Raw genomic sequence first — 21,520 nt, 5'->3', positions numbered from 1 at the left:
ACCCCGGCCCTCCTCAGAGATGCCGTCGCGGATCTCCTCGCCGGGCACCCAAGGGCTACCAGCCTTCTCGGACGGGGACCAGGTCGTTCGTCCGGTAGGGCGCTCCACCTGGTCGGAGGAGGCTGGACCGTCTGCGACTGCCCGACGGAGAGATCCGGTCCTTTGCTCAGCTGGGCGCCCACAAACGTCGACGGATCGGCGCAGGTGTCATCCGTGCCTGGCTCGCGTCAGCCTTTACCGCCGTCACCGCCGGTCGATGAAACGGGCGGAATCGGTGCGCGCAAGGCGACCCTTCCACGACCATGGGCGGATGGGGCGATCATCGGAGCCGGCGCAGACCGGGGGCATCATGCGCGGCGAGGAGGACGCCCAGCAGGCCAGCTTCCTGGAGCTGTTCTTCGACCTGGTGTTGGTCTTCGCCCTGGTCGGGGTCGTCAGCCGGATCGTGCCGGACCTGCTCTCCGACAATGTGCGTCTGCGCTGGCTGTCGCTGCTGTACACGGTTGTTCTGGCCCTGCCGTTGCTGTGGCTGTGGACGACCACCGCGTACCTCACCAGCCGGTTCGACTACCGCAACCGCTGGATTCAGCTGCTGGTCCTGGTCAGCGCGTTCGGCCTGCTGATCATGGCAACGTCCCTGTACAAGTTCGAGCAACGCGGCGCCACCTTCGCCATTGTGTACGTGGTGCTGCACGTCGGACGCCCCTTGGTGCTCCGGCCGTTGTTACGGGAGCACGAGCAGGTACGGGAGCTTTACACCCGCCTGGCCATCTGGACCAGCATCTCCGGCGTCATCTGGCTCGCCGGGGCGGTGGCGCGCGGAAACTCCCGGCTGGTCCTGTGGTTGATCGCCATCACCGTGGACCTGGTCGTGGCGCGGATCAGATGGCCGGTACCCGGCATGGGCCGACCACCGACCAGCGCGTGGGCGATGACCAACAGCCGATACCTCCCCGACCGCTACCAGCAACTGTTGCTGATCGCGCTCGGCGAGACGATGCTGTCCATCGGCCTCACCTACGCCACCCACCCCGCCACGCTCGCCGCAAACGCGGCCCTGGTGGTCACATTCCTGACGTCCGTACTGATGTGGCGGATCTACTTCTATCGCGCTGGCCAGGTGCTGGCCGAGGCCGTCGAGATGTCGTCGAACCGGGCAGCTGCTGGCGGGATCGTCGGCGTGGCCCATCTGCTCATGGTGCTCGGCATCACCTTGGCCGCGGCTGGCTCGGAAATCGTGTTGGCGAATCCCCAGGGCCCGTCCGTGCTGGCCTGGCTCGCGGTCATCCTCGGCGGGCCGGCGATCTTCCTGTTCGGCCGCAGTCGGCTGGAACGGGTCGTCTTCAACCGGCTCGCCGTGCGCCGGCTCGTCGGCATCGCCGTTCTGGTCCTGCTGGCGCCGCCGCTGTTCTTCGGCCCGCCGCTGCTCGCCGCCATCGTCGCTGCGGTCGTGCTGCTCGGGGTAGCCGTTGCGGACGCGCGACGCGCCGCTGGCCACCCACCGGAGGCCCCGTCCCCGTTCGCCTAGCAGAGGCGGTCCGCATCCAGTCCGCAAGAGGTCCACGGACGGCAGGGGAGTGGTGAGAGATGCCGAAAGGTGTTTCGGCTGTTAGGAGCCAATCCGCACTGCTTGCAGGCTCGCCCGTTTTGATCACGTAATGCGTAGGTCGACGGTTCGATTCCGTCAGGTGGCTCGGCGCAGAAGCCCAGGCCACAGGCCTGGGCCTCGCCGCTTCTCAAGGTCGACAACGCCGCCGCTCGCCGGTCGAGTCCTTGAATAGTCCTTGTCCCGTGCCGCGACCGCTTCGTCCAGCCGGTTGGCGACCGCGTCCAGGTCGTCACCGAACAGGCCCGCGTACACGTCCAGCGTCATCGACGCCGAGGCGTGTCCGAGCATCCGCTGACCGCCTTGACGTTGGCCCCCGCCGCCACGGCCAGGTTTGCCGCCGTGTGTCGTAGGTTGTAGGGAGTCAGCCCGGTCAGCCCGACCGGCGCCGCAGCCGGCGCGAAGACCCGCGACCGGAAGTTGGTGTTCCGCAGCGGCCCGCCCTTCGGAGCGGTGAACACCAGTGCCTCCCGGCGCTTTCCGGCGACGTGCGCGGCCAGCTCGTCGACGACGAACCGCGGAATCGGCACCGACCGGCGCTGATGGTTCTTCGGCGTGCCCTCCACCAGCTCCCCGCCGACCTCCGCGAACGCCACGGCCACGGTCAACCGCCGCCGCAGCAGGTCCAGCCGGGACACCCGCAGCGCCGACGCCTCACCCCACTGAAGGCCGGTGTAGGCGAGGAACCGAACCAGCAGCCCGTACCGACCGCATGCCTCCGCGAGCCTCGCCACCTGGTCGTGGTCGAGGAACACCGGTTCCTCCTTGGCCACGCGAGGTAGCCGCACGCCCTACCGGGGACGCTGGACGGTCTGGCGACTGCCCGACGAGGAGATCTGCCAGCAGGACGGCAGCCATACGCCTGCTAACACGAGAACCCTTACGCTTCAGATCAAATCTCGTGCCGTCCCCGACACTGCTGGCCCGCAGTCAGGCGGCAAGTGCGAGACCACTACTCCGACGGCTCCCTCGGCGGTGACGTCAGTGGCCGCGGTGGTCCCGTCCGGCGTCTGAACTCGGAAGCGGTTTCCACCGAGAGGCTGGATGACCGGCACATCCCTTGAATATGGGTAGACGGTGCAGCGGCTGATGCACAACGTCTGATGGCTCAAGAACGGAAACAAGCCGCGCAACACTGGTCGAGCTCCGGCCGCTTCGACCGCCACACGGATTTCCCCGATCGCCGTCTCGCGGAGTGAACGCCACTTGGCCCCGACCTCCGTCCCGGCCTCATAAGCAAGAGCGAGAGGGCCGACGCTCATGAACGCGTAGCGCCGATGCAGATCAGTCAGTGTGGTGCCGCTGCATCACCAGTGCAGCACGCCGGCCGTGACGTCCAGATCGGGCCTGTCCCCGACGATAGGGCGACCGCCCTGCCCCGCAGTTCGATGATGAAGCGGCGCCTCTCCGAGCCCAGCTGAACGCTCGCGGGGCGATCCTCTCTTACCAGTACGGCGCTCGTGGGCCAGCCTGACGCAGCGGTGATGCCGTTGAGGTTCAAGCCTTGCCGCTTTGCCGACTCGTGCAGGGCTGTGGCGAGGCTGCTTGCCGAGGCGACGTCGGGATAGAGCTGTGCGAACCAGGATCCTGGCATGTGTGATCTCACCTAGTACTCCAGCACATTCGGCCCGCCACGACGGCGCGGGAGCCGAGCAGGCACCCGGCGTGCCACTAGCGTGCGATTGGGCGAGGACGACGGGGGCCAGCCGAGGCCACGCGAGACTGCCGGTGGGCGGACACGATCACGTGATGTGGTCAACGTGGCATGGCAGCGGCGTGCTTGCGGGCGAGCTCGTATAGGCGCGCGGGGTCGCCCAGCGGGCGGAGCCCTCCTGGGCCTACGGAGACGTCCCTCGGGTCCAGCGTGGCTGTGGCCTGGAGCGAGGGCACGTTTCGGCCAGCGCGGTCAACCATTACGAGCGCGGTGGCGGTGAATCCTTCCAGCAAGGACCTGAGGATCGCGTGGCTTGAGGACAGGTACTGCGCGACCAGTGCATCCACGAAGCCGACGAACACGTCGAGGTCGATCTCATAGTCGTCGGCGCGCATGGGGCCGATCCCGGTCGGTACGTCAACCAGTTCACCGACCGCCTCGCTGGTACGAACGAACAACTCGGCCACTCGGTTTGAAGGGTTCCACAGGACGACGTCGCCCGCCTGGAAGTACTGACTCATATTCTGATGATCACGGATTGGCGATCAGACGTTCGACCCGCCCCGTCGACGCCTCCGCTCGATGTCTTCCTGGACCTCTGGATCCCAGAGGGAAGCGTTCCAGTCCTCGGGCTGCAGCTCCGGAGATAGCGGCACTCCGACGATCTGCGCCGCGGCTGCTGCGGCTGGCGCCGCCGAGGATCATCGTTCCCCGACGGCAGGTCGACCTCGCCGTACGCATCGTCGGCCGAGGCGGACTGCCGAGCCGTCGAGCCGGGGACGATCATGGCTAGAGCAGCCGATGCAGACCTGGCGCTGTGAGGGCTGCCGGAATTTGCGTGGCGGCTGGGGGATTGCCGAGCCAGCGCACGAGCCTGCTGCGGGTGATCAGCGCGCCGATGATGAGCAGGATCGCGCCGGCTGCCCGTGCGAGATGAAAGCCCGTTTGGGGTGCGAACAGGGGCGAACGTTGCCTGACGCGGCGCTAGACGGCGGTGCCCGGCGGACCAGTTCCCGGTCCGATCCGCAGCGAAGACGAGTGGTGAAGGCGTCCCGCATCGGTCGGCCTTGATCAGTTGGGGCAGCGGGACCTGCTGGACAGCCGAAACCGACTCAGGGCGGGCCGCAGTCCCGCCCTGAGTTCCGTTAATTCCGCGGGACGAGCAAGAACTGACAGGGGAGGGGCGGGGCTGTCAGGTTTTGCCAGGGGGTCGTATCTGACAGCCCGGCCGACAAGGCTTCCGGCCGGCCTAACCTGAGGTTTCTCTCTGCTTTTAATACCCCTTGGTCTGACCCTTCGCGCGACGGCATCGCGCCCACCACCACCGGTCGGCTGCCGTCGCGAGCTTCAGATCCGGGAACCACAAATCCGTCGCCCCTCGTCCATGCGACGGGGCGCGGCGTCCCCATCCCTTCAGGCGGTCACCACCCGGTGGCCGCCTTCTTCATGTCCAAAGGAGGACCGGTGCACCTGACACCCCGCGACGTCCGCGCCGACCGCCGTAGCGCAGCCCCACCTGACCTTCTCAGCGGCGTCGCCGCACTCGTCGCCGCGATTGGCGGATCCCGCCTGGCGAACACCATCACGGTGATCTCATGCCGCGACCGGGTCACGGACACCTGCTCACGGCCGGCAACCGGGGGCCCGGCAATGACCGATGGGAGCCTCACGGCCCAGCTCCGTCGCGTGCACGCCGAAACGGTCGCCGCGATCGAGCAGCGGCAGACGCTAGCCGTCGAGGCCCGTTCCGCGCTCATCGTCGCACTACGCAGCAGGCTGATCTGCCGGCCCGGCTGTGAGGACGCCCTCGCCACGTGGGGTTTGGAACCCCTGCCGCAACGATGGGCCGTCACCGCGGAAGCCCACTTGTCCTACACCCAGTCGCACACCAACCTCGAGCAGGCGCGCGAACAGGCCCGCTGGGATGTGCCGGAGGAACTGCGCCGGCTGCAGCCGGCGATGGCCGTCTATCCGAGGCGCGTTATCGACGTCGCAGCCGTTCCGTGCGGCAATGACCAGCCCGGGTCGCAGCGGTACGGCATTACCGTGCGGGCGACGCTCCAGACCTGGGCCACGGCGACCCGCAAGACCGGAGCACAGCAAACGGCACGCACGATCGTGGAGGGGCACCTGCCGGTGCTGGCCGGCGCCGGGATCAGCCTGACCGGGCTGACCTGGCAGGCCGCCGACCGCCCCGAAGAGGTGCCCCTCGCCAACATCGACACCGAAACTCAACCTCCCACCGCGGCACAGCCCGCCGACGCCAACGACCTGCCCGCCGCGAGAGCGGCACGTGAGGCCGCCGTGCACGCTCTCGCCGACCTCCGGCGCAACATCCGGACCCGGGCGATCCGCGCCCTGGTCGACGACGAGATCAGCGGCGTCTACCAACACACCGCGCAGCGGGTCGACCGGTTCCTGACCGGCCTCGGCCTCGACCGGCTGCCCCGCGCACATCACGTCACGGCGGTCGCCGACCTGACACTGCTGGTCACCGCCGGCACCGCCCGGCAGGCCTGCGAAGCAGCCCGAGACACCATGCGCCCGGCTAGCACCAGTTGGCCGGACGCGGCCCGGCCCTGGACCGCGTACGGCTGGACCGACTCTGAAGCAGCCGCGCCGGACGGTGACCGCTGGCGGGTTGCGTGGCGGCACGAGTACGAGATGTGGCTACGCGGCCACACCACCTCCGCCACCGCCACCACCGCCGCGGAAGTGCTCGCGCGCGCCGACCTGCGCCGGACCCTGGCTGGCGTCGGCCACAGCCTGGTCACGGTGAGCGTCACCGTCGAGGACGTCGGCGTCGACCTCTATTTGGACCCCGACAACGACTGACCCCGTCCGCCGCCCGCGGTCTTCGCTCCCGAGCAGGCGCCACTCCAACCCACGGTCCGTCCTGGGGGATGGCGGCTGCTCACGCAGCGGAGCAGGCGGCGCGGACGCGGGTCCCAACCACTTTCAGCCTGGACGCCGGCCGTCCACTTCCTGCCCCCTCTCACCTGGAGATCATCGTGTCCTTCACAGAGAACAAACTGACCGTCCGATCCTCAGCCGACCTGGCGGCCGCCGTGCCGTACCTGCTCGGCTTCCACCCCAGCGACGGCAGCATCGTCGTGATCGCCTCCCGCGACCGGCGCATCGTGTTCGTCGCCCGCGGCGACCTGCCCACCCCCGCCCACCTGCTGCGGGAGTTCACCGCCCACCTCGTCCCGGTCGTGCAGCGGCAGCAGCCGATCACCGACCTGGTCCTCGTCGGCTACGGAACACCCGAACACCTCGACCCGGCACTGCCGACAGTCAGGGACGCGTTCACCACCGCCGGCCTGACCGTGCGGGAGGTGCTGCGCGTCACCGAAACGCGGATCTTCAGCCTCACCTGCGACGACCGCAGCTGCTGCCCGGCGGACGGAACCCCGTTCGACCCGACCGCGTCACTGGTCGCCGTCCAGGCAACCGTCGCGGGGCTCGTCGCACGACCGGACCGGGCCGCGGTAGCCCGCCGCTTCACCCCCGACGACAGCGGCCGCGACAGCATCCGCGACGCCACGAACACAGCGACCACCCGCATGGAGGCGCTGGCCACCACAGGCAGCACCGCTGTATTCGAAGCCGGTGTGCCGGCGGTCCGCGACGCGCTGCGCCAGCACGCTAGCGGCGCCCGGCTCACCGACGACGAGGTGGCCTGGCTGGCCGTGCTGCTGACCGACAGGGCGGTGCGGGACGTCGCCGTCGACCTCACCCAGCCACACGAGCAGCACATCACCTTCTGGGCCGAGATCACCCGCCGCGGGCACACACCACTCACGGCGGCGCCGGCGATAGTGCTCGCCCTGACCGCGTGGCGGTGCGGGGACGGGGTCCTGGCCCTCATGGCCGCCGAACACGTCCTGCAGATCGACCCCGACTACCAGCTTGCCCACCTGGTCCTGCACGCCCTGCAGGCCGGGCTGCCACCGGCCGCCATCGAGGAAGCCATCACCCGCACCCACCACAGCCCTTGCACCCGCAACCCGAACCACACCAACGAACAGGAGTGAGTCCTGATGGACCCGATCCGCGCCATCCTGCTGTCCCTCGCCCGCAGCGCGGAGGAAGCCCGGCTGCGCTGGCAGGCCGAACGCGCCGCCGTGCGAGCCCGCGGCGGAACACCCACCCGCAGCGACGCCTTCGCCCACAACGTTCAGGCCAACCTGTGCCTGATCACCGCGATCGGCGCCGCCGACCTGCCGGCGAACTTCCGCCTCTTCGACACCACCCTGTCCCGAGACCCCCTCACCGCGGCCGCCCAGCTTCGCCAGGTCACCTCCGCCTACTACTCGAGCGGCGCCATCGAGGCCGAACACGAGGCCGCCCGGCTGGCCTACAAGGCCGCCCTCGCCGCACCGCTCACCGCCCAGGAACGGCACTACGTCGACCTGCTCGCGGACCTTCCGCCCGCCCGACGCGACAAAATCATCGAAGCCGCTGAGGAGCGCGCCCAAAGCCGACCGGCATAGAGCATCAAACCGGGCCGGGCTTCGCGCCGGGCGCTTCGCCCCGGCGCCGCATGCGCCACCCGTCCTGCGCTGTCGGCGCGCTGGGCGCTTCCAGGCAGTTGGTGGGGGAGCGCCTGCAGCGTCCACTCGATGCCCCCGGGCCAGGTCGGTCGCGCGCCAACGCCTCTGCTCAGCAGCACAGCCATCAACGGCCGCCGAGCGGCCCGCTGCGGCTGCCTCACCCCAGCACGACGGCAGCCATGCCACGAAAGGAACCGATGAGCCTCTACACCCTCACACCCAAACCGGGGTTCGAGCGGTACACCGTCCAGGTCGGCTGGAACCCGCACCGCACCTACGTCGCCACCGTCGTCGACTTCACCTGGGACCCGGTCACCGAACCGGACCGCCAACCCGACACCATCCAACTCGGCCGGGTCGAGACGATTCTCGACCCGGCCGAGGTGCTCGCGGCCGTCGAACCCTACGCCGACATACCAGCCGACCTGCCCGCCAGGCTCCGCGCCGATCAGGCCGCGCACCCAGTGCGCCGCTGACACCAACTCGCCGCTTTCTGCACTGATAGGGCGGCAACGGTTGCGAAGGGCTCCCAAGTACGCCCACGAGCAGAGCCGCTGACGCAGCCGCCCCGATAGCGCCTCCCGCCGGAGGCCGTCACTCCCGATGCCGTGAACTCCGCGGCACAAACCAAACCGGCCCGCCATCGGCGGGCCGTCGTCGTATCCGGACCCGGGACGCGCCGCCTACGAAACGATCGCGTCCCGGGTTCTCCAAAGGAGGAACCCAGTGTCCCTACCACTGACCATGATCGCCACCGGCGTGGTGGCGTTCACCCTCGGCACGCTCACCACCTGGCCGATCATTCACCGCCTCCGCGCCAAGCTCGCCGACGCCACCTGGGCGCTGGCCCACGACCCGCTCACAGGGATGCTCAACCGCGCCGGCCTGCACGCCGCCCTCACCGACAGCACCCCCGCCCAGCCCGTCATCGTCACCCTGATCGACCTCGACGACTTCAAACACGTCAACGACACCCACAGCCACGAGCTCGGCGACCAACTCCTCGTCGCCATCGGCAAGCGCATCACCGACCTCGCCGCACTCCACGGCGGCACCGCCGCCCGGCTCGCGGGCGACGAATACGCAGCCCTCCTACCGGCCCGCACCGACGACCTCGAGCGCGTCGCTGACACCTTCGCCACGATCATCGCCCAACCCGTCATCCTCGCGGCCAACGAGAGCACGGTCACGCTCACCGTCACCGCCAGTGTCGGCCTCGCCTTGGCCGACACGGCCGACTGCCTCACGGAGGTGGGCCTGCACCGGGCCGACATCGCGATGTACCACGCCAAACGCAACGGCCGCAGCCGCTACACGGTCTACCGCCCGGGCATGACCATGCCACCCGCCCGGCACCGCCGCGGACCGCGCCTGCGCGACCGGCGCCAAAACACCGGCCAGGTGACGGCATGAGGGCCCCGCGGGAGGAGATGGCCTGCCAGGTCTGCCTCGTCCCGCTGAACACCCTCGGCATGCCACCTACCTACGTACACCCAGCCCACCTCACCACCGACGGCCACGACCCCGCCCCGGTATCCGTCAGCCGGCTCGACACCGTCCGCCGTAGCTGCGACTTCTGCGGGGACCCGTACCCGATCTGGACACTGCACGGCGGCGAGGTCACCGCCATCGCCGTCGGCCCCACCGCAGGACTCGTCCAGGACTTCGGCCACGCCTGGGCAGCCTGCGCCACCTGCCACACCCACATCGACGACGGCCGCCACGACAAAGTCGTCGGCCGTGCCGCCCTGGCACTCGGCCTCAGCGACCACCCGCAGGCGCGACAGCGCGTTGAAGGACTGCACCGTGCGTTCCTTGATGCCCGACTGCCAGGTCGCACCCTCATCACCACCACCGCGTGGCCGGCGACCACCATCACGGCTGCGGAGGTGCCCAAGGTCCGTGACAGGCTCACCCGCTTCTACCGGGGTAACGACCAACTGCCTGCCACGCTCGGGATCACCAAGACGCGCGCGGAAATCGCCACTGGCCTGGACCGGTCGCAGCTGTACTGGATCGACAACGACTTCACCGGCCTTGCCGAGCACGCCGCGGCTCAACTCCCTGACGTCCCCTTCAGCCGCGACCTCCTTCCCTCCGCCGAGGGGCTGATCATCTGGGCGCGGCCAGTGACACGCCGCCAGCTCACCGCAGCGTCCTGGACCGACACCAACGAAGGCTGGCACCTGGTGCTCTACCGCACCATCGGCGCCGGCCTCGACGGCAAGCCGCTGCAGCGGCTACGCGAACAGGTCGGCTGGCTCGCACCCATGAGCGCAGCCCACCTGCACCGGCAGCAACTGATAACCGGCGACCGTCCTGCGGCAGCGCTGGTCGCGACATGGCTCCTCACCGCGCAGAAGGCCGCAGAAATCACGACGGCAGGAGTCGACAAAGCGGTCGCCAAGGCCTACGCCCGGGCCAAGCGACCCATACCGGAGGTACGCGTCGTGCACATCCGCGGCCGCTGCCCAACTCCACTGCCAGTCAGACGACCGACGGCGGACGACGGACGGCTTTCCCAGACCAGCCGGTTCTGGGTGTCCGGCCACTGGCGCAACCAGGCCCACGGCCCAGGCCGATCATTGCGCCGCCCCGTCTACATCCACCCATTCCTCAGAGGCCCCCACGACGCGCCGATCAAGCTCAGCACCACCGTACGCATGCTCAGCAGTCGAGGACCGAAGCCGGACGGTCGTCAGTAAATAGCGACGCCGCCGGTGGCATCGGCCTGACCCCTGCCACCGGCGGCAGAGAAGCTCCATCGGTGAGCGCCGGCGGGGACGCCAAAGTCTGTTCACGTGACCTCTTCGGGAAGAACCAGGCCGCCGCGAGCCCCTGATCAGCAGCGCAGCGAGGCGCCGCAGGTCAACCGGTGCAGTACGGAGCAGTACAGCGCCGATCGACGCCGTTGAGCGCAGTACAGAGCGCCGCCGTGCTCCCCATCCGCTCCCCCCGGATGGAGCGCACTTCAGCGAACGCAGGATCTTCGTGGAGTGCCACGATTGGGCTCTCCACGTGATCACCGATCGATCATGGACAACTGCAGCGGGTTGCAGCGGTCGCAGTGCACGCCGATACGGGCGGCCAGTGCACTGAGGTCGGCCGCCTCGTCCGCGGCAGGGGCACCGAGGTGGCGGCGGCATTCTCCTCGCCGGCGGTGCATTCCGTTGTCGTGGTGAACCTGCCGGTCAGGAAACACGTCGCCCGCGAATCCGCTGCGGGTGACGTCCTGCTGGATGCCCCAGCGCCGGCACAGTTCGAGCGTGCGTCTGTTGACGTGGCCGCCCCGCCCGTGGGGTCATCGATCCGGGGCCCGCCGCCACGCAGGGGATGCCACGGCGGCGATCGAGCCAGCGCGCCGTCGTGCATGGCGTAGCCACCGGGTCGTCCTGGTCACGGTGCGCTGACGGGACTACCTGCGCGACTGCTGGCGGTACCGGCCAGGGGGCACGCCGTATTCCCGTTTGAACGCTTTGGCGAAGGCGAATTCGGAGGTGTATCCGGTGCGCTGCGCGACGGCCTGTACCGGCTTGTCGCCCTCGCGCAGCAGCTGCGCCGCCAGAGTCATCCGCCACCAGGTCAGGTAGCCCAGCGGCGGTCTGCCGACGAGCGAGGTGAATCGGCGGGAGAAGGCCGCGCGCGACAGTCCGGCCTTCGCGCCCAGCGCTTCGACCGTCCACTGTGCGGCTGGTTCCCGGTGGATATGGCGCAGCGCTGCGGTGATCGCCGGGTCGCGCAGCGTCGCGGCCCACCCGGTGGGCGCGCCGTCGCCGGTGTTCTCGTCGAGCCATGCCCGCAGGATGTAGAGCAGCATCATGTCCAGCAGGGCGGACACGACCGCTTCGGTTCCGTGGTCGGGGTTGGCGATCTCGTCGCCGAGAAGGTTCACGGCGGCGTGTAGCGCCGTACGGTGGCCGAGGCGTGCCGGCAGGTGGATGACCTCGGGCAGTTCCGCGAACAGTGGATGCGGCCGGGCCTGGTCGAGCGTGTACGCGCCGCACAGGAGGAGCGTCGTGGCGCCCTCGCCGCCGTCGGCGCTGGGCGTTATCTCCGGCAGGGAGGCCGACGGCGCGTCCGCCACGGGCGTTGACGGGCTGTCGACCAGAGCGTGCCCGCAGCCGTGCGGCAGGCACACCACGTCACCCACGCTCAACGCGATCGCGGTGCCCTCCGACGGGATCAGCCAGCAAGTCCCTTCCAGTACCACATGGAATCCGGCCCCGGAGAACGGCTCGGCCCGCACTGCCCACGGAGCGTGCTTGCGGATCTCGCTGGAATGCGGGCGCCCCGTACGCATGACGCCGATCGCATCGCTGAGCACATCCACCGGCAGATCGTATCCCGGGACGGCGCCACGCAAGACGATCAGACATGAAGCGGAGACGGTGAGGCCTGGGGAACAGCTGTTGAGCCTCCTACGCTGAATGCGGCACACACATTGACCGATGGACCTACCAGAAGGGCAGGACATGAGCCTGTATACCGCCGTCGCTACGGCGACCGGCCGCGACGGCCGCGCCACCAGCTCGGACGGCAAGCTGGACGTTGAGCTGGCCCTCCAGAAAGAGCTCGGCGGCACCGGCGACGGCACCAACCCCGAACAGCTCTTCGCCGCGGGCTACGCGGCCTGCTTCGCCACCTCCATGCAGCTGGTGGCCCAGAAGAAGAAGGTCGACGTCTCGGGCATGTCGGTCACCGCCGAGGTCGGCCTCGTCCCCAACGGGCAGGGTGGCTTCCAACTCGAAGTCGCCCTACGAACAACGCTGCCGGACAGCGTGCCTCGAGAGATCGGCCGCGAACTCATCGAGGCCACTCACCAGGTTTGCCCGTACTCCAACGCCACGCGCGGCAACATCCCGGTCGCGCTGCTCGCCGAATAGCCGCCGCCCGCGGAGCGTCACCTGGACCGCGACCGGCGGATCCGCGATCCAGGTGGCGTTGTCATCGACGGTGTGCCAGCCGTTGCTGCAAGCAAAGCGGGATCGACACCTGCTCCTGTTCACCGGCAGCCTGGCTCATCGGGCGGAGGCGCCATTGATAACGCCGCCCACCCGCGATTTCGTGGCCGCCCTTCACCAACGCCGCAGCCGGGTACCCCACGCGATGCGCCCCCATCGCCCAATATCGGCAGTGGAACCGCGGCCAGTTCCGCGACTTGCTGACCGGGGCGGGGCGGCCGGGATCCGCGCGGCACCGCCACGATAGCAGCGCATCGCCCAGGTCCTCCAGCACCGCTCGATGGCCACTATGGAGCTCGAAGATGGGGGTGACCCATCCGCTGGAACTGGACGGTGGAGCGGCCCGCCAGGCGGAGCCCGGCGCGGGCGAGGGCCGGCAGGCGGAGCTTAGCGCCGGTAAGGGCCGCCAGCGCGCCCTACCGGCCGTCTGACCGCATGCCCGACCGCAGACGAGCTCCTCGCGGCAACCCGGTGGCACGCAGTGGGCGGTGTCGGTCGCACCATGGGTGACCTGGGATTCGATGTGGATCACGTGCGCCCAAAATAACGAGCACGAGCGTCGGTGCGAGCGCGATTTTCAACAGCAGGATCACGTGACCACGATTGCCTGGCGGCTGGCGCACATCATCGTCTCCTGCCTGGGCTATCGGGTCGGATGGCACTTCGGCGGCCAGGACGTCGACTCCCAGACATTCGCCTACGCGGGGACCGCTGACGAGGCGCTGAAACAGCTCGATGAGATGTATGGGAGATGGAACGCGGGGGTCCGCGAGCTCTCGGACGCTGACCTGGAGAATCCGCCCACGGTGGGTCCCGAGCGGTTTCCCATGGAGGGCATCGTCCTGCACGTCAACAGGGAGCTGATCCATCACGGCGCCGAGATTTCCCTGCTGCGCGACCTCTACCGCTGGCAGGACGAAGCCGTACCGCGCCGCATATGACCTTCCGGTAATCGGCGATCGAGATTCGGGAACCTACGTGAACTCCGTGACGCTCCGTGGCTGCAAGCTTCAGTGAAGCTGCGCCCTCTTGAAGTAGCTGGTCAGGGTGGTGGCGTGAGGGTCGTTTGGGGTGGTCATGCTGGTGTTGGGCGGAGGCCTCAGGTGTAGATCATCTGTCAGCGGGCTCCTTCGAGGTTCGTCAGGACGAACAGGGCGTGCAGCAGGCCAGCCGCGCGGGCCTGATCGGTGCGGAGCTTGGCGAGGATCCGCCAGTTCTTTAGATGGGCGAAGCTGCACATGCATGTACGAATCTCGCCTTCGGTGCGGGCACAGCAGACGTCAACGGACGCTGCGACTCTTGCCGGAGACGCCTTGTAAGCGAGACGTCACGGAGCGCTCCAGGGATGATCGCGGGCAAGGTCCTGGCGATCCGCGTCTATGATCCAGTGGCAGTGCGATCGTGACGGGGGAACGCAAGTGATCGACGCGATCTTTTTTGATATCGGCGGGACGATTCTCGACGAGGCCCGCGAGTTCGAGACCTGGGCGGACTGGTTCGGCGTCCCACGGCACACGTTTTCGGCCGTCTTCGGTGCGGCGATCGCCCGGGGTCTGGACTGGCAGGAACCGTTCCGGGTCTTCCGGCCCGGTTTCGATCTCGCGGCCGAGCTCGAACGCCGAGCAGCCGCTGGCAAACCGGAGTCGTTCGGCGAAGAAGATCTCTACCCCGACGCGCGATCGTGCCTGACCTCCTTGAAGGATCAGGGCCTGTTTGTGGGCTTGGCCGGCAACCAGCCAGCTCATGCTGAGGCGAGCCTCCGTGCTCTCGACCTCTCCGTGGATGTGATCGGCACGTCGCACGGTTGGGGCGTGGCGAAGCCGGCACCGGCCTTTTTCGAGCACGTCATTCGTGAAGGCGGTGGCGATGCGTCTTCGATTCTGTACGTCGGCGATCGGCCCGACAACGATGTACGCCCGGCCATGGAGGCCGGTATGAAGACGTGCCTGATCCGGCGCGGTCCGTGGGGTTACATCCTCGACATGCCAGCCGTGTCTGAGCAGTGCCTGTTCCGCATCGATTCGCTGGACGAACTTCCGAGCCTGGTTGAGAAGCACAACGCGGAAAGCGGCTAAAGCTGCGATGTTCGTACACAAAGAGGCCGGTGGGAACCACCGGCAGGCCGCCGGCTCGCCGAGCAGCCAAGCGAGCAGCCAAACCCGCGAGCAGCGGAGGACAATCGCGGACCGAGGCAACAAGGCGAGCAGGAGGAACGAGCGCCGGACCAGCGTGTGGCTACCGACTCGTAATGCGCAAATCAAGTGGCCTCGGGAGTCAGGCGGTAGCTGCTACAGACGTCGAGCAATAGAGCAGCCCTGATCTCGAACGACTCGTCGGTGCCGTCCAACTCCACGTCGACCAGCACCTGGTCATCCGTGCCCGCGAAGTGCATCTGGACGCGCGGCTTCCCGTCCAGGATGTAGGCGAACCAGAGGTCGTTGTCGGCATCGGAGCTCTCGACTCCTGTGATGAGCCCGCTCTCGTCGAGCCGGCACCGCACGAGATCAGCGATCGTCTCGACGAAGGGCACCAGATTCGCGCGCCAGATCCACCCATGCATCGTCCCGCGGGGCTCGGTCGGCATCCGTGCAGGCTAGATTTCTGGCCCGGAGCGGCGCAAGGAAGGTTGGCGTGTGAATAGACCTGGCGGTTTCCAGCGAACGTCGCGAATCATCTCGTTGATTGACGATGCCATCATCGCATCATTTGGTTGGGGCTGCTGTCGTTGAGGCACAGACGTGGCCGGTCGTTGAGTTCGGCGGCGATCTGGTCGAGCTGGTAGCTGGTGGCTGGTAGGTCAGAGTGCGGAGACATCGAACGGACCGTCACCCAACAAGCCGGGCGGATCATGTGGGGGTTGATGATCCGCTATGCCCTTGGTGGTCGGGACGGTAGTCCCGTCCGCACGGCGGCTTTCCATTGCCGACGCATTGATCGACGCCAGCGTCGCGAGGTTGTGCGTCAGTGCCACCATGACGGCGTGTTGGTGTTCACGCGGTCGCCGACGGGCGAATGGATCCCGTGGCGGGTAGGCCGGCAGCGCCTCGCATGGCGGCCAGTCCCGCGCGCGCCGTGGCGGGCGCCCTGGTACCACTACGAGCCGTTCGGCCCACGAGACCGTGAGCTCTTCGACATGCTGAACGTGGTGAGCGCGCTGCTCGCGACGCTGGTGGTGTGGCCGTGGCGGGCCATAACGAACAGGTGGCCAGTGATCGCCTATGTGCCCGACGACCCTGAGGGCAACATCCAAATGCACCGCACTCCACCGATGCGTCGCGCCCAGGCAAAAGCGGTCGCGCGTGATTGGGCCGAACACATCAAGCGGTACGGCGAGCCGCCCGCGTAGTGGCTCGAAGGCCCTCGGTCAGTGAGTCTGCCGGCGGCTCGTCTCCTGCCGGACCGCCTCCGTGAGATCCCGCCAGGTGCCGGCCGAGGTCTTCATCATCCGGTCGACCATCGAACGGGCGGATGCTTCGTCCGAGAAGTCGTGCGAGACTTCCTGCCCTCCGTCGCCACCGAGGCGGCCACGGACCCGCCAGAGCCGGCGGTCGGAGAGCAGCCAGATGTCGCGCCGGGCCATGCGACCCCATGACCCGTTCCACCAGCGCCCGCGGACCTCCACCGGCAGCAGCCTAATCGAACGTACGTGCGACCACCGGCTGCCGGCGATGTGGGGTCTCAGGACGTCCGTGACAGATCAGTCTCGGGACCTGGGTGACACGTCCGGCTAGACGATCTTGTTTGTCCAGCGGCTCAGTATCTGGTGAAGGAGGTGTCGGTCGATCCCGAGCGGGCTGCAGCCGCGCTGAGCAGGTCCGCAGGAGGCCATCCGGCTGGGCGTGGGAGGCGAGCCCAGCCCGTAACCCCTTGAGGCCGCATGGAGCAGCTCTGCGGAGTCAGGCGTCCTCGTGGAACACTTCGCCACCTAGCATCGACGCCACAGCCTGGCACGCCTGCTGATCCGGGCATCCCACCGTCCAGTTCCGGCCGAGCACCAGGTCCACCGGTGCCACACCCTTCAGCAGTTCCGCCTCCATATCGGGCTGGGCCCTGGCATCCGACGCTGAAACGTAGATGCCGACGGTGTACTCGTCGCCATTGACGTGACAGTTGCCGCGGGCGACTGCGCCTCGCGGTTGGGCGATTGCTGAGTAGCCGGTGCAGTCGATGCCGCCCTTGCGGAGCGCGTCGACCAGGAGGAGCGGGCTGTCGTAGGTGCCGCCGTCGACGGGCGGGCCGCTGGTGGCCGGTGCGGCGCTGCTGAGCGGGGGCGCGTACTGCGGCTGGGCGACGTTATTGGACCTTCTCGGCTGCGGTTCGCTGGCGCAGGCAGGCAGAGCCAGGAGCAGGGCGGCGGCCGCGAGTAGGTGGCGGGTGCGAACCATGCCAGGCACCATACCGATCCACGTCTACGCGATGCGGCCCTCTGTCGTTGGGCGAGTGGGCCGGCCCTCCGGCGGAGGGGCAACCCCCTACGGGCGCTTCGCCGGTCCCTGGCTCCGCGAAGCGTCACGCAGGTCCTGATACCGATGTCACGCAACTCCTGAGACCGGACACACCGGCTTGTCGGCGACGCGTGAAAACGGATCTGGATCCCGTTTTCGAGCGTTCGTTGACACGGCTGCCGGCTGCCGGCAACACATCCGTCCCAGCACATGTCTCACAGATGACCTAGGTCATTGGCTGAGACACTGCCGTTGATCGTGCTCGCGGCCATGCGGGACACCCGGCGATCAGCGACGTGCACGAGCGGTGATCGTGCCGCAGCAGCGACCCGGCCGGAGACGCCCCAGGGCAGCACTAGAAGCCAGGGAGAGGCCCAGGCGGCGCGAGGCCGGTTTGGTTCCCCCCCCCCCCCCCCCCCCGTTGGGCGATCAAGTGGCGTTACGAATGCGAAGGAGACGGCGAGGGCGTCGACGAGGCCACTACCTGTAGAACGCGTTGCCGAAGCTCGTCACGGGTCGAGCGGTGGGGAGGGGAGAAGGCGGCGGCTTCCAGCGACTTGGGGAAGAGGCGCCGGACGCTGTCCGCGTGTCCCTCACCATCCTCTGGGGCCTGGTACGTGAGGGGTGGGCCCAGCTGCAAGGCGATCGCCATCCCCAGCCCGGAGAGCTGGCTGAGGTCGAGACCAGCCTGCCCCTTGGCGATATCGGCGGGCCACAACCACAGGCAGTCCACCCACGTGTAGATGGTGCGGACGTCGTCCACGGTGTCAGCCCAATCCGGCGCTACCCCGAACACCGACGCCACGCACACCGGGTGCGGACCTGGTTCCCGGGTGACTTCGGTCCGGAAGGTCGGGTCGTGTTCAAGCGCCTCCACGACCCGCGCGGCGAGCTGGTCGCGCAGCGGCCCGGGGGGAAGCTTCCGCCCGCTGGGCTCGGCCATCCGCCACACGACGAAGACGCCGGACGCCGCGACGACTAGCAGCGCCAACGCCAGCACGCGCCATCGGCGCATGTGTGAGCCTCCCTATTCGAATCACCTGATGCCAGAACGACGAACCCAAATGTTCCCGCTGATGGACCACTCCGGCCCTGCCGGGCGCGGACGTTTCAGACCCGCGCAGCCATGTGCTGCTCGGAGTGGGGAGCGTGAAGTCTGTGGACACGTTCTCCGTTCACGGGCGTGACGCTAGCCGACCGCGCGCGGCCCCGGTGTCCCCTGACCGCGCGATCATGTCAAGCATCTGGTGGGACGCGAACGTCAAGCATGTCCCGTGACGGGACACCACCAGCTGCCGGCTGCCGGCGGCTGCCGGCGTGTCCATTAGTCCCAGACATCGGAGGTAGAGCTCAAGTCGCGCGGACGATGTAGACAGCCAGGAGGCAGCGAAAGAAGCAGCAACGACCAGCGACCGGTGACCCGGGAAAGCAAAGCTGTCATGGTCGGCAGCACAGAACGATGCCCGAAAGTACGCGACGGCGGGGCGCGTCCGCGTTCACACCGAAGAGGTCACTGGTTTGATCCCAGTCGTAGGTCGGGCGTCAAGTGGCCCAACCGGCCGTCCGACCAGCGCTGCGCCGGGCCGACTCGCTCAGGGGAGGGAGACGAGTCACTCGGGTGGACGGAGAGCGGAATCGGATGGCACCGAGAAGTGCGTGAGTTTCGGCTGCCCACGCTGGTCGTGTGGCTCTCATTTGGCCTGCACACCAGCCCCCCCTTGACCCAGAGCGGAGCCATTCGTAGGGGTAAAGCGCGGCTTGTCGATTCGATACCGCGAGGGGCATGCGGTAAGACTGACCGGTGTGGTCATGGAACCGACAGCGGTCCCGTAGCGGGCTGCGGCTGTGGCCGTTCTGGGCGGCGCTCGCGGCGGTCGTGCTGCTCAGCGTCGTTGTCGCGGTTGTCGTCAGCCTGGTGCTCTGGTTCGTGCTCGGCCGCCCGCCGGTGGCGCGGCATGCACCGTTGAACGTCACCGGACTGCTCGATCTGACTCGGATCGCCTTGGTCGTCACCGGCGGGATCGGCGGCGTCGTCGCGCTCGTTGTCGCCTATCGCCGGCAACGGTTGCACGAACAGGCTGACATGCGCGAGAGCGGAAAGCTGTTCAACGAGCGGTTCATCGCCGCCAGCGCACAACTGGGCCACGACAGCGCGGCGGTACGCCTGGCCGGGGTCTACGCGATGGCCGAACTTGCCGACGACTCGCCTGATCATCTCCACACGTGCGTCGACGTGCTGTGCGCATATTTGCGCCTGCCCTACGAACCGACACGCGACGGCGACGGGTGGAAGCCTGGTGAACGGGAGGTCCGCCTGTCGATCATCCGCCTCATCGGCGACCACCTTCGTCCGTCGGCCCGCACAAGCTGGCGAGACCACAACTTCGACTTCACCGGGGCCGTCTTCGACGGCGGTGATCTCGACGACGCCGTCTTCGCAGGCAAAGCGGTCAGCTTCGAAGCTGCCCGCTTCACAGACGGCGTACTGAACCTCGAACGCGCGCGCTTCCTGGCCAAGGTCAGCTTCCAGGACGCTCAGTTCGCCGGCGGCACCGTCGACCTGCGAGGCGCGGATTTCGCGACACCCCCGGAGTTCAACGACCTCACACCACCACCGCCAGGCCTCCTACTTCCCGAGAACCGATAGTCGGTCGCTGCTCTGGCTATGTCCCGGCACAGTCCCGCGCCGCAGGGCCCCATTCGCACGAGAATGCGCACATCGGCAAGGCCGGACTCCGACTCGGCTCGGAGGTTTGACGCTGCGTAAGGCTCGGACAGCGGCATAGAAAGACGCCGGCCTGGGCAGTAAGAGCCATCGTCCTAGTCCTGTTCGGCGAGCAGCAGCGCGGCGAGCGGCTCGAGAGCGGCCATGAGCTCGTCGAGCTCGTCCGGCGCGAGGCTCTCGTAGGGCTTCGCCGCGAGGTCGTCGGTGATGGTTTCGACCCGCTGTTTGACGGCGCTACCCAGGTCGCTCAGCCTGCCGTCATCCCCGATCAGGCCGCGATCGCGCATCCCGTCGATCACGGCGGCGATCTGCGCTTTGGGGAGGTGGTGGATGCGTCCGAACTTCTCCGCCGCCATGCCCATGTCGAGGGCGACGAGGACGTGCGCCTCGAGGCCACCAACGCCCTCGATCATCAGGGCCGCGACGTGCCCGTCGCCACGATGCTCGCGCAGCAGGGCAGCTGCATGAAAGAGGCGGGCCACCACATCATCGGGAATCGGAAGCGCGCGCAGCGCGGCGAACATCGGTCGGCCCTCGAGCGGTGCGCTGGTCGCCGCTTTGATCAACAGTTCAGCGGCGCGGGCGAAAGCGGACGAGTCGATGTGGTCGCCGAGGATCCGCCGCAGCGCCTTCGCACAACCCGACTGGCGAGCGGCGATCGCCGCTTCGGGCGTGGTGGTGCGCCACACCTTCGGAATGTGCCGAGCCACTTCGCCGGGAGCGAAGTTGTAGAAGAGCGCGTCCACCACCTCTGCCGGGACAAGGCCGAGAGGCGCCGCCCGTCCGGCGAAGTAGGTGTCCCAGTAGTTGGTGAACCCCAGGGCGAACATCGCCTCGTTGGGTTCGTCGGCCGAGTAAGGGATCACACCAATGGGCTCGACCAGCTCGAACATCCGACGAGCCATTGAACTCAAGGTGCACACCTCCTGCTGCGGGCGCTGCGCCCTGCGGATACTCATGGTCACTTGGACTATTGCGCGCCGCCAAACTCATCGCCATGCCGAAATCTGGGCGAGTGTACGCCAATGCCGTGGTGCGCCATGGCGGTTCTCCTGCACACGCGTCTCGTGCGACATGGCGGCCCAGGCTGAGCACCATCAGGTAGACCTACACGTAGCCACTGCGTGCGGTCATCAGACGTGTGTAGCTCCAAGGTGTGGGCGCGCTTCGGTCGCCCGTCCGTCTCTGGCCAGACGAGTTGCCGAGGCATTCCGCTGCTCATCAGAACGTCCGCACATCGGCATGTCCGGGCGCCGAGGGTGCCGCCGTGCCGTGACTGCGTAGCGAGCGGATCGCGGCATGTCAGGATGTCCGTCGACCCACACGGGAAGGATGATCATGGGCAGCCTGGGTGTGCACTTCGCGATCGACGAGGAAATGGCGGCGAGGCTGCTGACTGCAGAAGATGATGAAGTTGTGATGGCTCTGATCGAGGAGGTCGAAGAGGAAACGGCCGGCGTTGACCACTGCGATACCGACCAGGGCGATTGCATAGTCGGCGGGCGGGTTGCTGGCCAGGAGTTTCGAGACGAGTTCGGCCTCTGTGGAGGCGTCAGGAGCGGGTGAGGCCGCA

The 21,520-nt window shown here is 68.1% G+C and carries 23 protein-coding genes and 1 pseudogene; 13 read left to right on the top strand and 11 right to left on the bottom strand.

Going from position 1 to position 21,520, the window contains the following annotated elements; genetic code table 11:
- Positions 1 to 310 precede the first annotated feature (310 nt).
- Complete coding sequence (locus tag ACZ6S5_RS30370) at positions 311 to 1,528, top strand: low temperature requirement protein A (protein WP_466005657.1); 1,218 nt, start codon at positions 311 to 313, stop codon at positions 1,526 to 1,528.
- Positions 1,529 to 1,869: 341 nt separating this feature from the next.
- Here ACZ6S5_RS30370 and ACZ6S5_RS30365 read toward each other — a convergent pair whose 3' ends face one another.
- The 3 genes from ACZ6S5_RS30365 to ACZ6S5_RS30355 form a co-directional block, all read right to left on the bottom strand.
- Positions 1,870 to 2,361, bottom strand: coding sequence for a tyrosine-type recombinase/integrase (locus tag ACZ6S5_RS30365; RefSeq protein ID WP_466005656.1), 492 nt, complete (start codon positions 2,359 to 2,361; stop codon positions 1,870 to 1,872).
- 132 nt (positions 2,362 to 2,493) lie between these two features.
- A complete protein-coding gene (locus ACZ6S5_RS30360; RefSeq protein ID WP_466005655.1) occupies positions 2,494 to 2,868 on the bottom strand; it encodes a DUF6193 family natural product biosynthesis protein in 375 nt (124 codons plus the stop codon).
- A 493-nt stretch (positions 2,869 to 3,361) separates the two neighbouring features.
- Entirely contained in the window at positions 3,362 to 3,781 is a 420-nt protein-coding gene (locus ACZ6S5_RS30355; protein ID WP_466005654.1) for a DUF6086 family protein, read from the bottom strand.
- Between the two features lie 1,129 nt (positions 3,782 to 4,910).
- Between ACZ6S5_RS30355 and ACZ6S5_RS30350 the strand changes: the two genes are divergently transcribed.
- From ACZ6S5_RS30350 to ACZ6S5_RS30325, 6 genes are all read left to right on the top strand, one after another.
- Entirely contained in the window at positions 4,911 to 6,095 is a 1,185-nt protein-coding gene (locus ACZ6S5_RS30350; protein ID WP_466005653.1) for a hypothetical protein, read from the top strand.
- Positions 6,096 to 6,271: 176 nt separating this feature from the next.
- Positions 6,272 to 7,297 (top strand): DUF4192 domain-containing protein, encoded by a 1,026-nt coding sequence (locus tag ACZ6S5_RS30345; protein ID WP_466005652.1) that lies wholly within the window; start codon positions 6,272 to 6,274, stop codon positions 7,295 to 7,297.
- A gap of 6 nt (positions 7,298 to 7,303) precedes the next feature.
- A complete protein-coding gene (locus ACZ6S5_RS30340; RefSeq protein ID WP_466005651.1) occupies positions 7,304 to 7,756 on the top strand; it encodes a hypothetical protein in 453 nt (150 codons plus the stop codon).
- 257 nt (positions 7,757 to 8,013) lie between these two features.
- A complete protein-coding gene (locus ACZ6S5_RS30335) occupies positions 8,014 to 8,292 on the top strand; it encodes a hypothetical protein (RefSeq protein ID WP_466005650.1) in 279 nt (92 codons plus the stop codon).
- A gap of 250 nt (positions 8,293 to 8,542) precedes the next feature.
- Complete coding sequence (locus ACZ6S5_RS30330) at positions 8,543 to 9,229, top strand: GGDEF domain-containing protein (RefSeq protein WP_466005649.1); 687 nt, start codon at positions 8,543 to 8,545, stop codon at positions 9,227 to 9,229.
- Complete coding sequence (locus ACZ6S5_RS30325) at positions 9,226 to 10,521, top strand: hypothetical protein (protein ID WP_466005648.1); 1,296 nt, start codon at positions 9,226 to 9,228, stop codon at positions 10,519 to 10,521. The genes ACZ6S5_RS30330 and ACZ6S5_RS30325 overlap by 4 nt, the downstream gene beginning before the upstream one ends.
- A 710-nt stretch (positions 10,522 to 11,231) precedes the next feature.
- On the opposite strand, the gene ACZ6S5_RS30320 is transcribed toward ACZ6S5_RS30325, so the two are convergent.
- The gene (locus ACZ6S5_RS30320) at positions 11,232 to 12,146 is read right to left on the bottom strand and encodes an AraC family transcriptional regulator (RefSeq protein ID WP_466005647.1); all 915 of its coding nucleotides are present in this window, start codon (positions 12,144 to 12,146) and stop codon (positions 11,232 to 11,234) included.
- A gap of 118 nt (positions 12,147 to 12,264) precedes the next feature.
- Between ACZ6S5_RS30320 and ACZ6S5_RS30315 the strand changes: the two genes are divergently transcribed.
- The 4 genes and pseudogenes from ACZ6S5_RS30315 to ACZ6S5_RS30300 all read left to right on the top strand — a co-directional run bounded on the left by ACZ6S5_RS30315 (position 12,265) and on the right by ACZ6S5_RS30300 (position 14,852).
- Positions 12,265 to 12,699 carry an organic hydroperoxide resistance protein gene (locus ACZ6S5_RS30315; RefSeq protein ID WP_466005646.1) on the top strand — a complete coding sequence of 145 codons (435 nt, stop codon included), beginning with the start codon at positions 12,265 to 12,267 and terminating at the stop codon, positions 12,697 to 12,699.
- A gap of 380 nt (positions 12,700 to 13,079) precedes the next feature.
- A complete protein-coding gene (locus ACZ6S5_RS30310) occupies positions 13,080 to 13,208 on the top strand; it encodes a hypothetical protein (protein WP_466005645.1) in 129 nt (42 codons plus the stop codon).
- A 153-nt stretch (positions 13,209 to 13,361) separates the two neighbouring features.
- A pseudogene (locus ACZ6S5_RS30305) lies at positions 13,362 to 13,718 on the top strand (DinB family protein); the annotation flags it as partial.
- A 477-nt stretch (positions 13,719 to 14,195) separates the two neighbouring features.
- Positions 14,196 to 14,852, top strand: a complete 657-nt coding sequence (locus tag ACZ6S5_RS30300) for an HAD family hydrolase (RefSeq protein WP_466005644.1) — start codon at positions 14,196 to 14,198, stop codon at positions 14,850 to 14,852.
- A 182-nt stretch (positions 14,853 to 15,034) separates the two neighbouring features.
- Here ACZ6S5_RS30300 and ACZ6S5_RS30295 read toward each other — a convergent pair whose 3' ends face one another.
- Together ACZ6S5_RS30295 and ACZ6S5_RS30290 are read right to left on the bottom strand one after the other, a co-directional pair.
- Positions 15,035 to 15,361, bottom strand: a complete 327-nt coding sequence (locus tag ACZ6S5_RS30295) for a hypothetical protein (RefSeq protein WP_466005643.1) — start codon at positions 15,359 to 15,361, stop codon at positions 15,035 to 15,037.
- 213 nt (positions 15,362 to 15,574) lie between these two features.
- The gene (locus ACZ6S5_RS30290; protein ID WP_466005642.1) at positions 15,575 to 15,751 is read right to left on the bottom strand and encodes a hypothetical protein; all 177 of its coding nucleotides are present in this window, start codon (positions 15,749 to 15,751) and stop codon (positions 15,575 to 15,577) included.
- Between the two features lie 6 nt (positions 15,752 to 15,757).
- Between ACZ6S5_RS30290 and ACZ6S5_RS30285 the strand changes: the two genes are divergently transcribed.
- On the top strand, positions 15,758 to 16,123 hold the full coding sequence (locus tag ACZ6S5_RS30285; RefSeq protein WP_466005641.1) for a hypothetical protein: 366 nt from the start codon (positions 15,758 to 15,760) through the stop codon (positions 16,121 to 16,123).
- A gap of 18 nt (positions 16,124 to 16,141) precedes the next feature.
- Here ACZ6S5_RS30285 and ACZ6S5_RS30280 read toward each other — a convergent pair whose 3' ends face one another.
- The 3 genes from ACZ6S5_RS30280 to ACZ6S5_RS30270 all read right to left on the bottom strand — a co-directional run bounded on the left by ACZ6S5_RS30280 (position 16,142) and on the right by ACZ6S5_RS30270 (position 18,237).
- The gene (locus tag ACZ6S5_RS30280; protein WP_466005640.1) at positions 16,142 to 16,399 is read right to left on the bottom strand and encodes a hypothetical protein; all 258 of its coding nucleotides are present in this window, start codon (positions 16,397 to 16,399) and stop codon (positions 16,142 to 16,144) included.
- A gap of 274 nt (positions 16,400 to 16,673) precedes the next feature.
- Positions 16,674 to 17,162 (bottom strand): hypothetical protein, encoded by a 489-nt coding sequence (locus tag ACZ6S5_RS30275; protein ID WP_466005639.1) that lies wholly within the window; start codon positions 17,160 to 17,162, stop codon positions 16,674 to 16,676.
- A 499-nt stretch (positions 17,163 to 17,661) separates the two neighbouring features.
- Positions 17,662 to 18,237: a hypothetical protein gene (locus tag ACZ6S5_RS30270; RefSeq protein ID WP_466005638.1), complete on the bottom strand. Its 576-nt coding sequence runs from the start codon at positions 18,235 to 18,237 to the stop codon at positions 17,662 to 17,664.
- Between the two features lie 786 nt (positions 18,238 to 19,023).
- Here ACZ6S5_RS30270 and ACZ6S5_RS30265 point away from each other — a divergent pair.
- Positions 19,024 to 19,869, top strand: coding sequence for a pentapeptide repeat-containing protein (locus ACZ6S5_RS30265; protein ID WP_466005637.1), 846 nt, complete (start codon positions 19,024 to 19,026; stop codon positions 19,867 to 19,869).
- 173 nt (positions 19,870 to 20,042) lie between these two features.
- Here ACZ6S5_RS30265 and ACZ6S5_RS30260 read toward each other — a convergent pair whose 3' ends face one another.
- Both ACZ6S5_RS30260 and ACZ6S5_RS30255 read right to left on the bottom strand, forming a co-directional pair.
- Entirely contained in the window at positions 20,043 to 20,840 is a 798-nt protein-coding gene (locus ACZ6S5_RS30260; RefSeq protein ID WP_466005636.1) for an SCO6745 family protein, read from the bottom strand.
- Between the two features lie 409 nt (positions 20,841 to 21,249).
- A partial coding sequence (locus ACZ6S5_RS30255) for a hypothetical protein (RefSeq protein WP_466005635.1) occupies positions 21,250 to 21,520 on the bottom strand: 271 nt, incomplete at its 5' end.

It is taken from the genome of Micromonospora sp. NPDC051924 (genome assembly GCF_055586005.1).
The sequence above is the reverse complement of the archived record's forward strand: the minus strand, read 5'-3'. Positions and strand labels throughout refer to the sequence as shown.

Coding starts and splice junctions, on each gene's coding strand:
- ACZ6S5_RS30370 (WP_466005657.1), top strand. CDS start 311: ATGGGGCGATCATCGGAGCCGGCGCAGACCGGGGGCATCATGCGCGGC.
- ACZ6S5_RS30360 (WP_466005655.1), bottom strand. CDS start 2,868: ATGAGCGTCGGCCCTCTCGCTCTTGCTTATGAGGCCGGGACGGAGGTC.
- ACZ6S5_RS30355 (WP_466005654.1), bottom strand. CDS start 3,781: ATGAGTCAGTACTTCCAGGCGGGCGACGTCGTCCTGTGGAACCCTTCA.
- ACZ6S5_RS30350 (WP_466005653.1), top strand. CDS start 4,911: ATGACCGATGGGAGCCTCACGGCCCAGCTCCGTCGCGTGCACGCCGAA.
- ACZ6S5_RS30340 (WP_466005651.1), top strand. CDS start 7,304: ATGGACCCGATCCGCGCCATCCTGCTGTCCCTCGCCCGCAGCGCGGAG.
- ACZ6S5_RS30335 (WP_466005650.1), top strand. CDS start 8,014: ATGAGCCTCTACACCCTCACACCCAAACCGGGGTTCGAGCGGTACACC.
- ACZ6S5_RS30325 (WP_466005648.1), top strand. CDS start 9,226: ATGAGGGCCCCGCGGGAGGAGATGGCCTGCCAGGTCTGCCTCGTCCCG.
- ACZ6S5_RS30315 (WP_466005646.1), top strand. CDS start 12,265: ATGGACCTACCAGAAGGGCAGGACATGAGCCTGTATACCGCCGTCGCT.
- ACZ6S5_RS30310 (WP_466005645.1), top strand. CDS start 13,080: ATGGGGGTGACCCATCCGCTGGAACTGGACGGTGGAGCGGCCCGCCAG.
- ACZ6S5_RS30295 (WP_466005643.1), bottom strand. CDS start 15,361: ATGCCGACCGAGCCCCGCGGGACGATGCATGGGTGGATCTGGCGCGCG.
- ACZ6S5_RS30290 (WP_466005642.1), bottom strand. CDS start 15,751: ATGGTGGCACTGACGCACAACCTCGCGACGCTGGCGTCGATCAATGCG.
- ACZ6S5_RS30275 (WP_466005639.1), bottom strand. CDS start 17,162: ATGGTTCGCACCCGCCACCTACTCGCGGCCGCCGCCCTGCTCCTGGCT.
- ACZ6S5_RS30270 (WP_466005638.1), bottom strand. CDS start 18,237: ATGCGCCGATGGCGCGTGCTGGCGTTGGCGCTGCTAGTCGTCGCGGCG.
- ACZ6S5_RS30260 (WP_466005636.1), bottom strand. CDS start 20,840: ATGTTCGAGCTGGTCGAGCCCATTGGTGTGATCCCTTACTCGGCCGAC.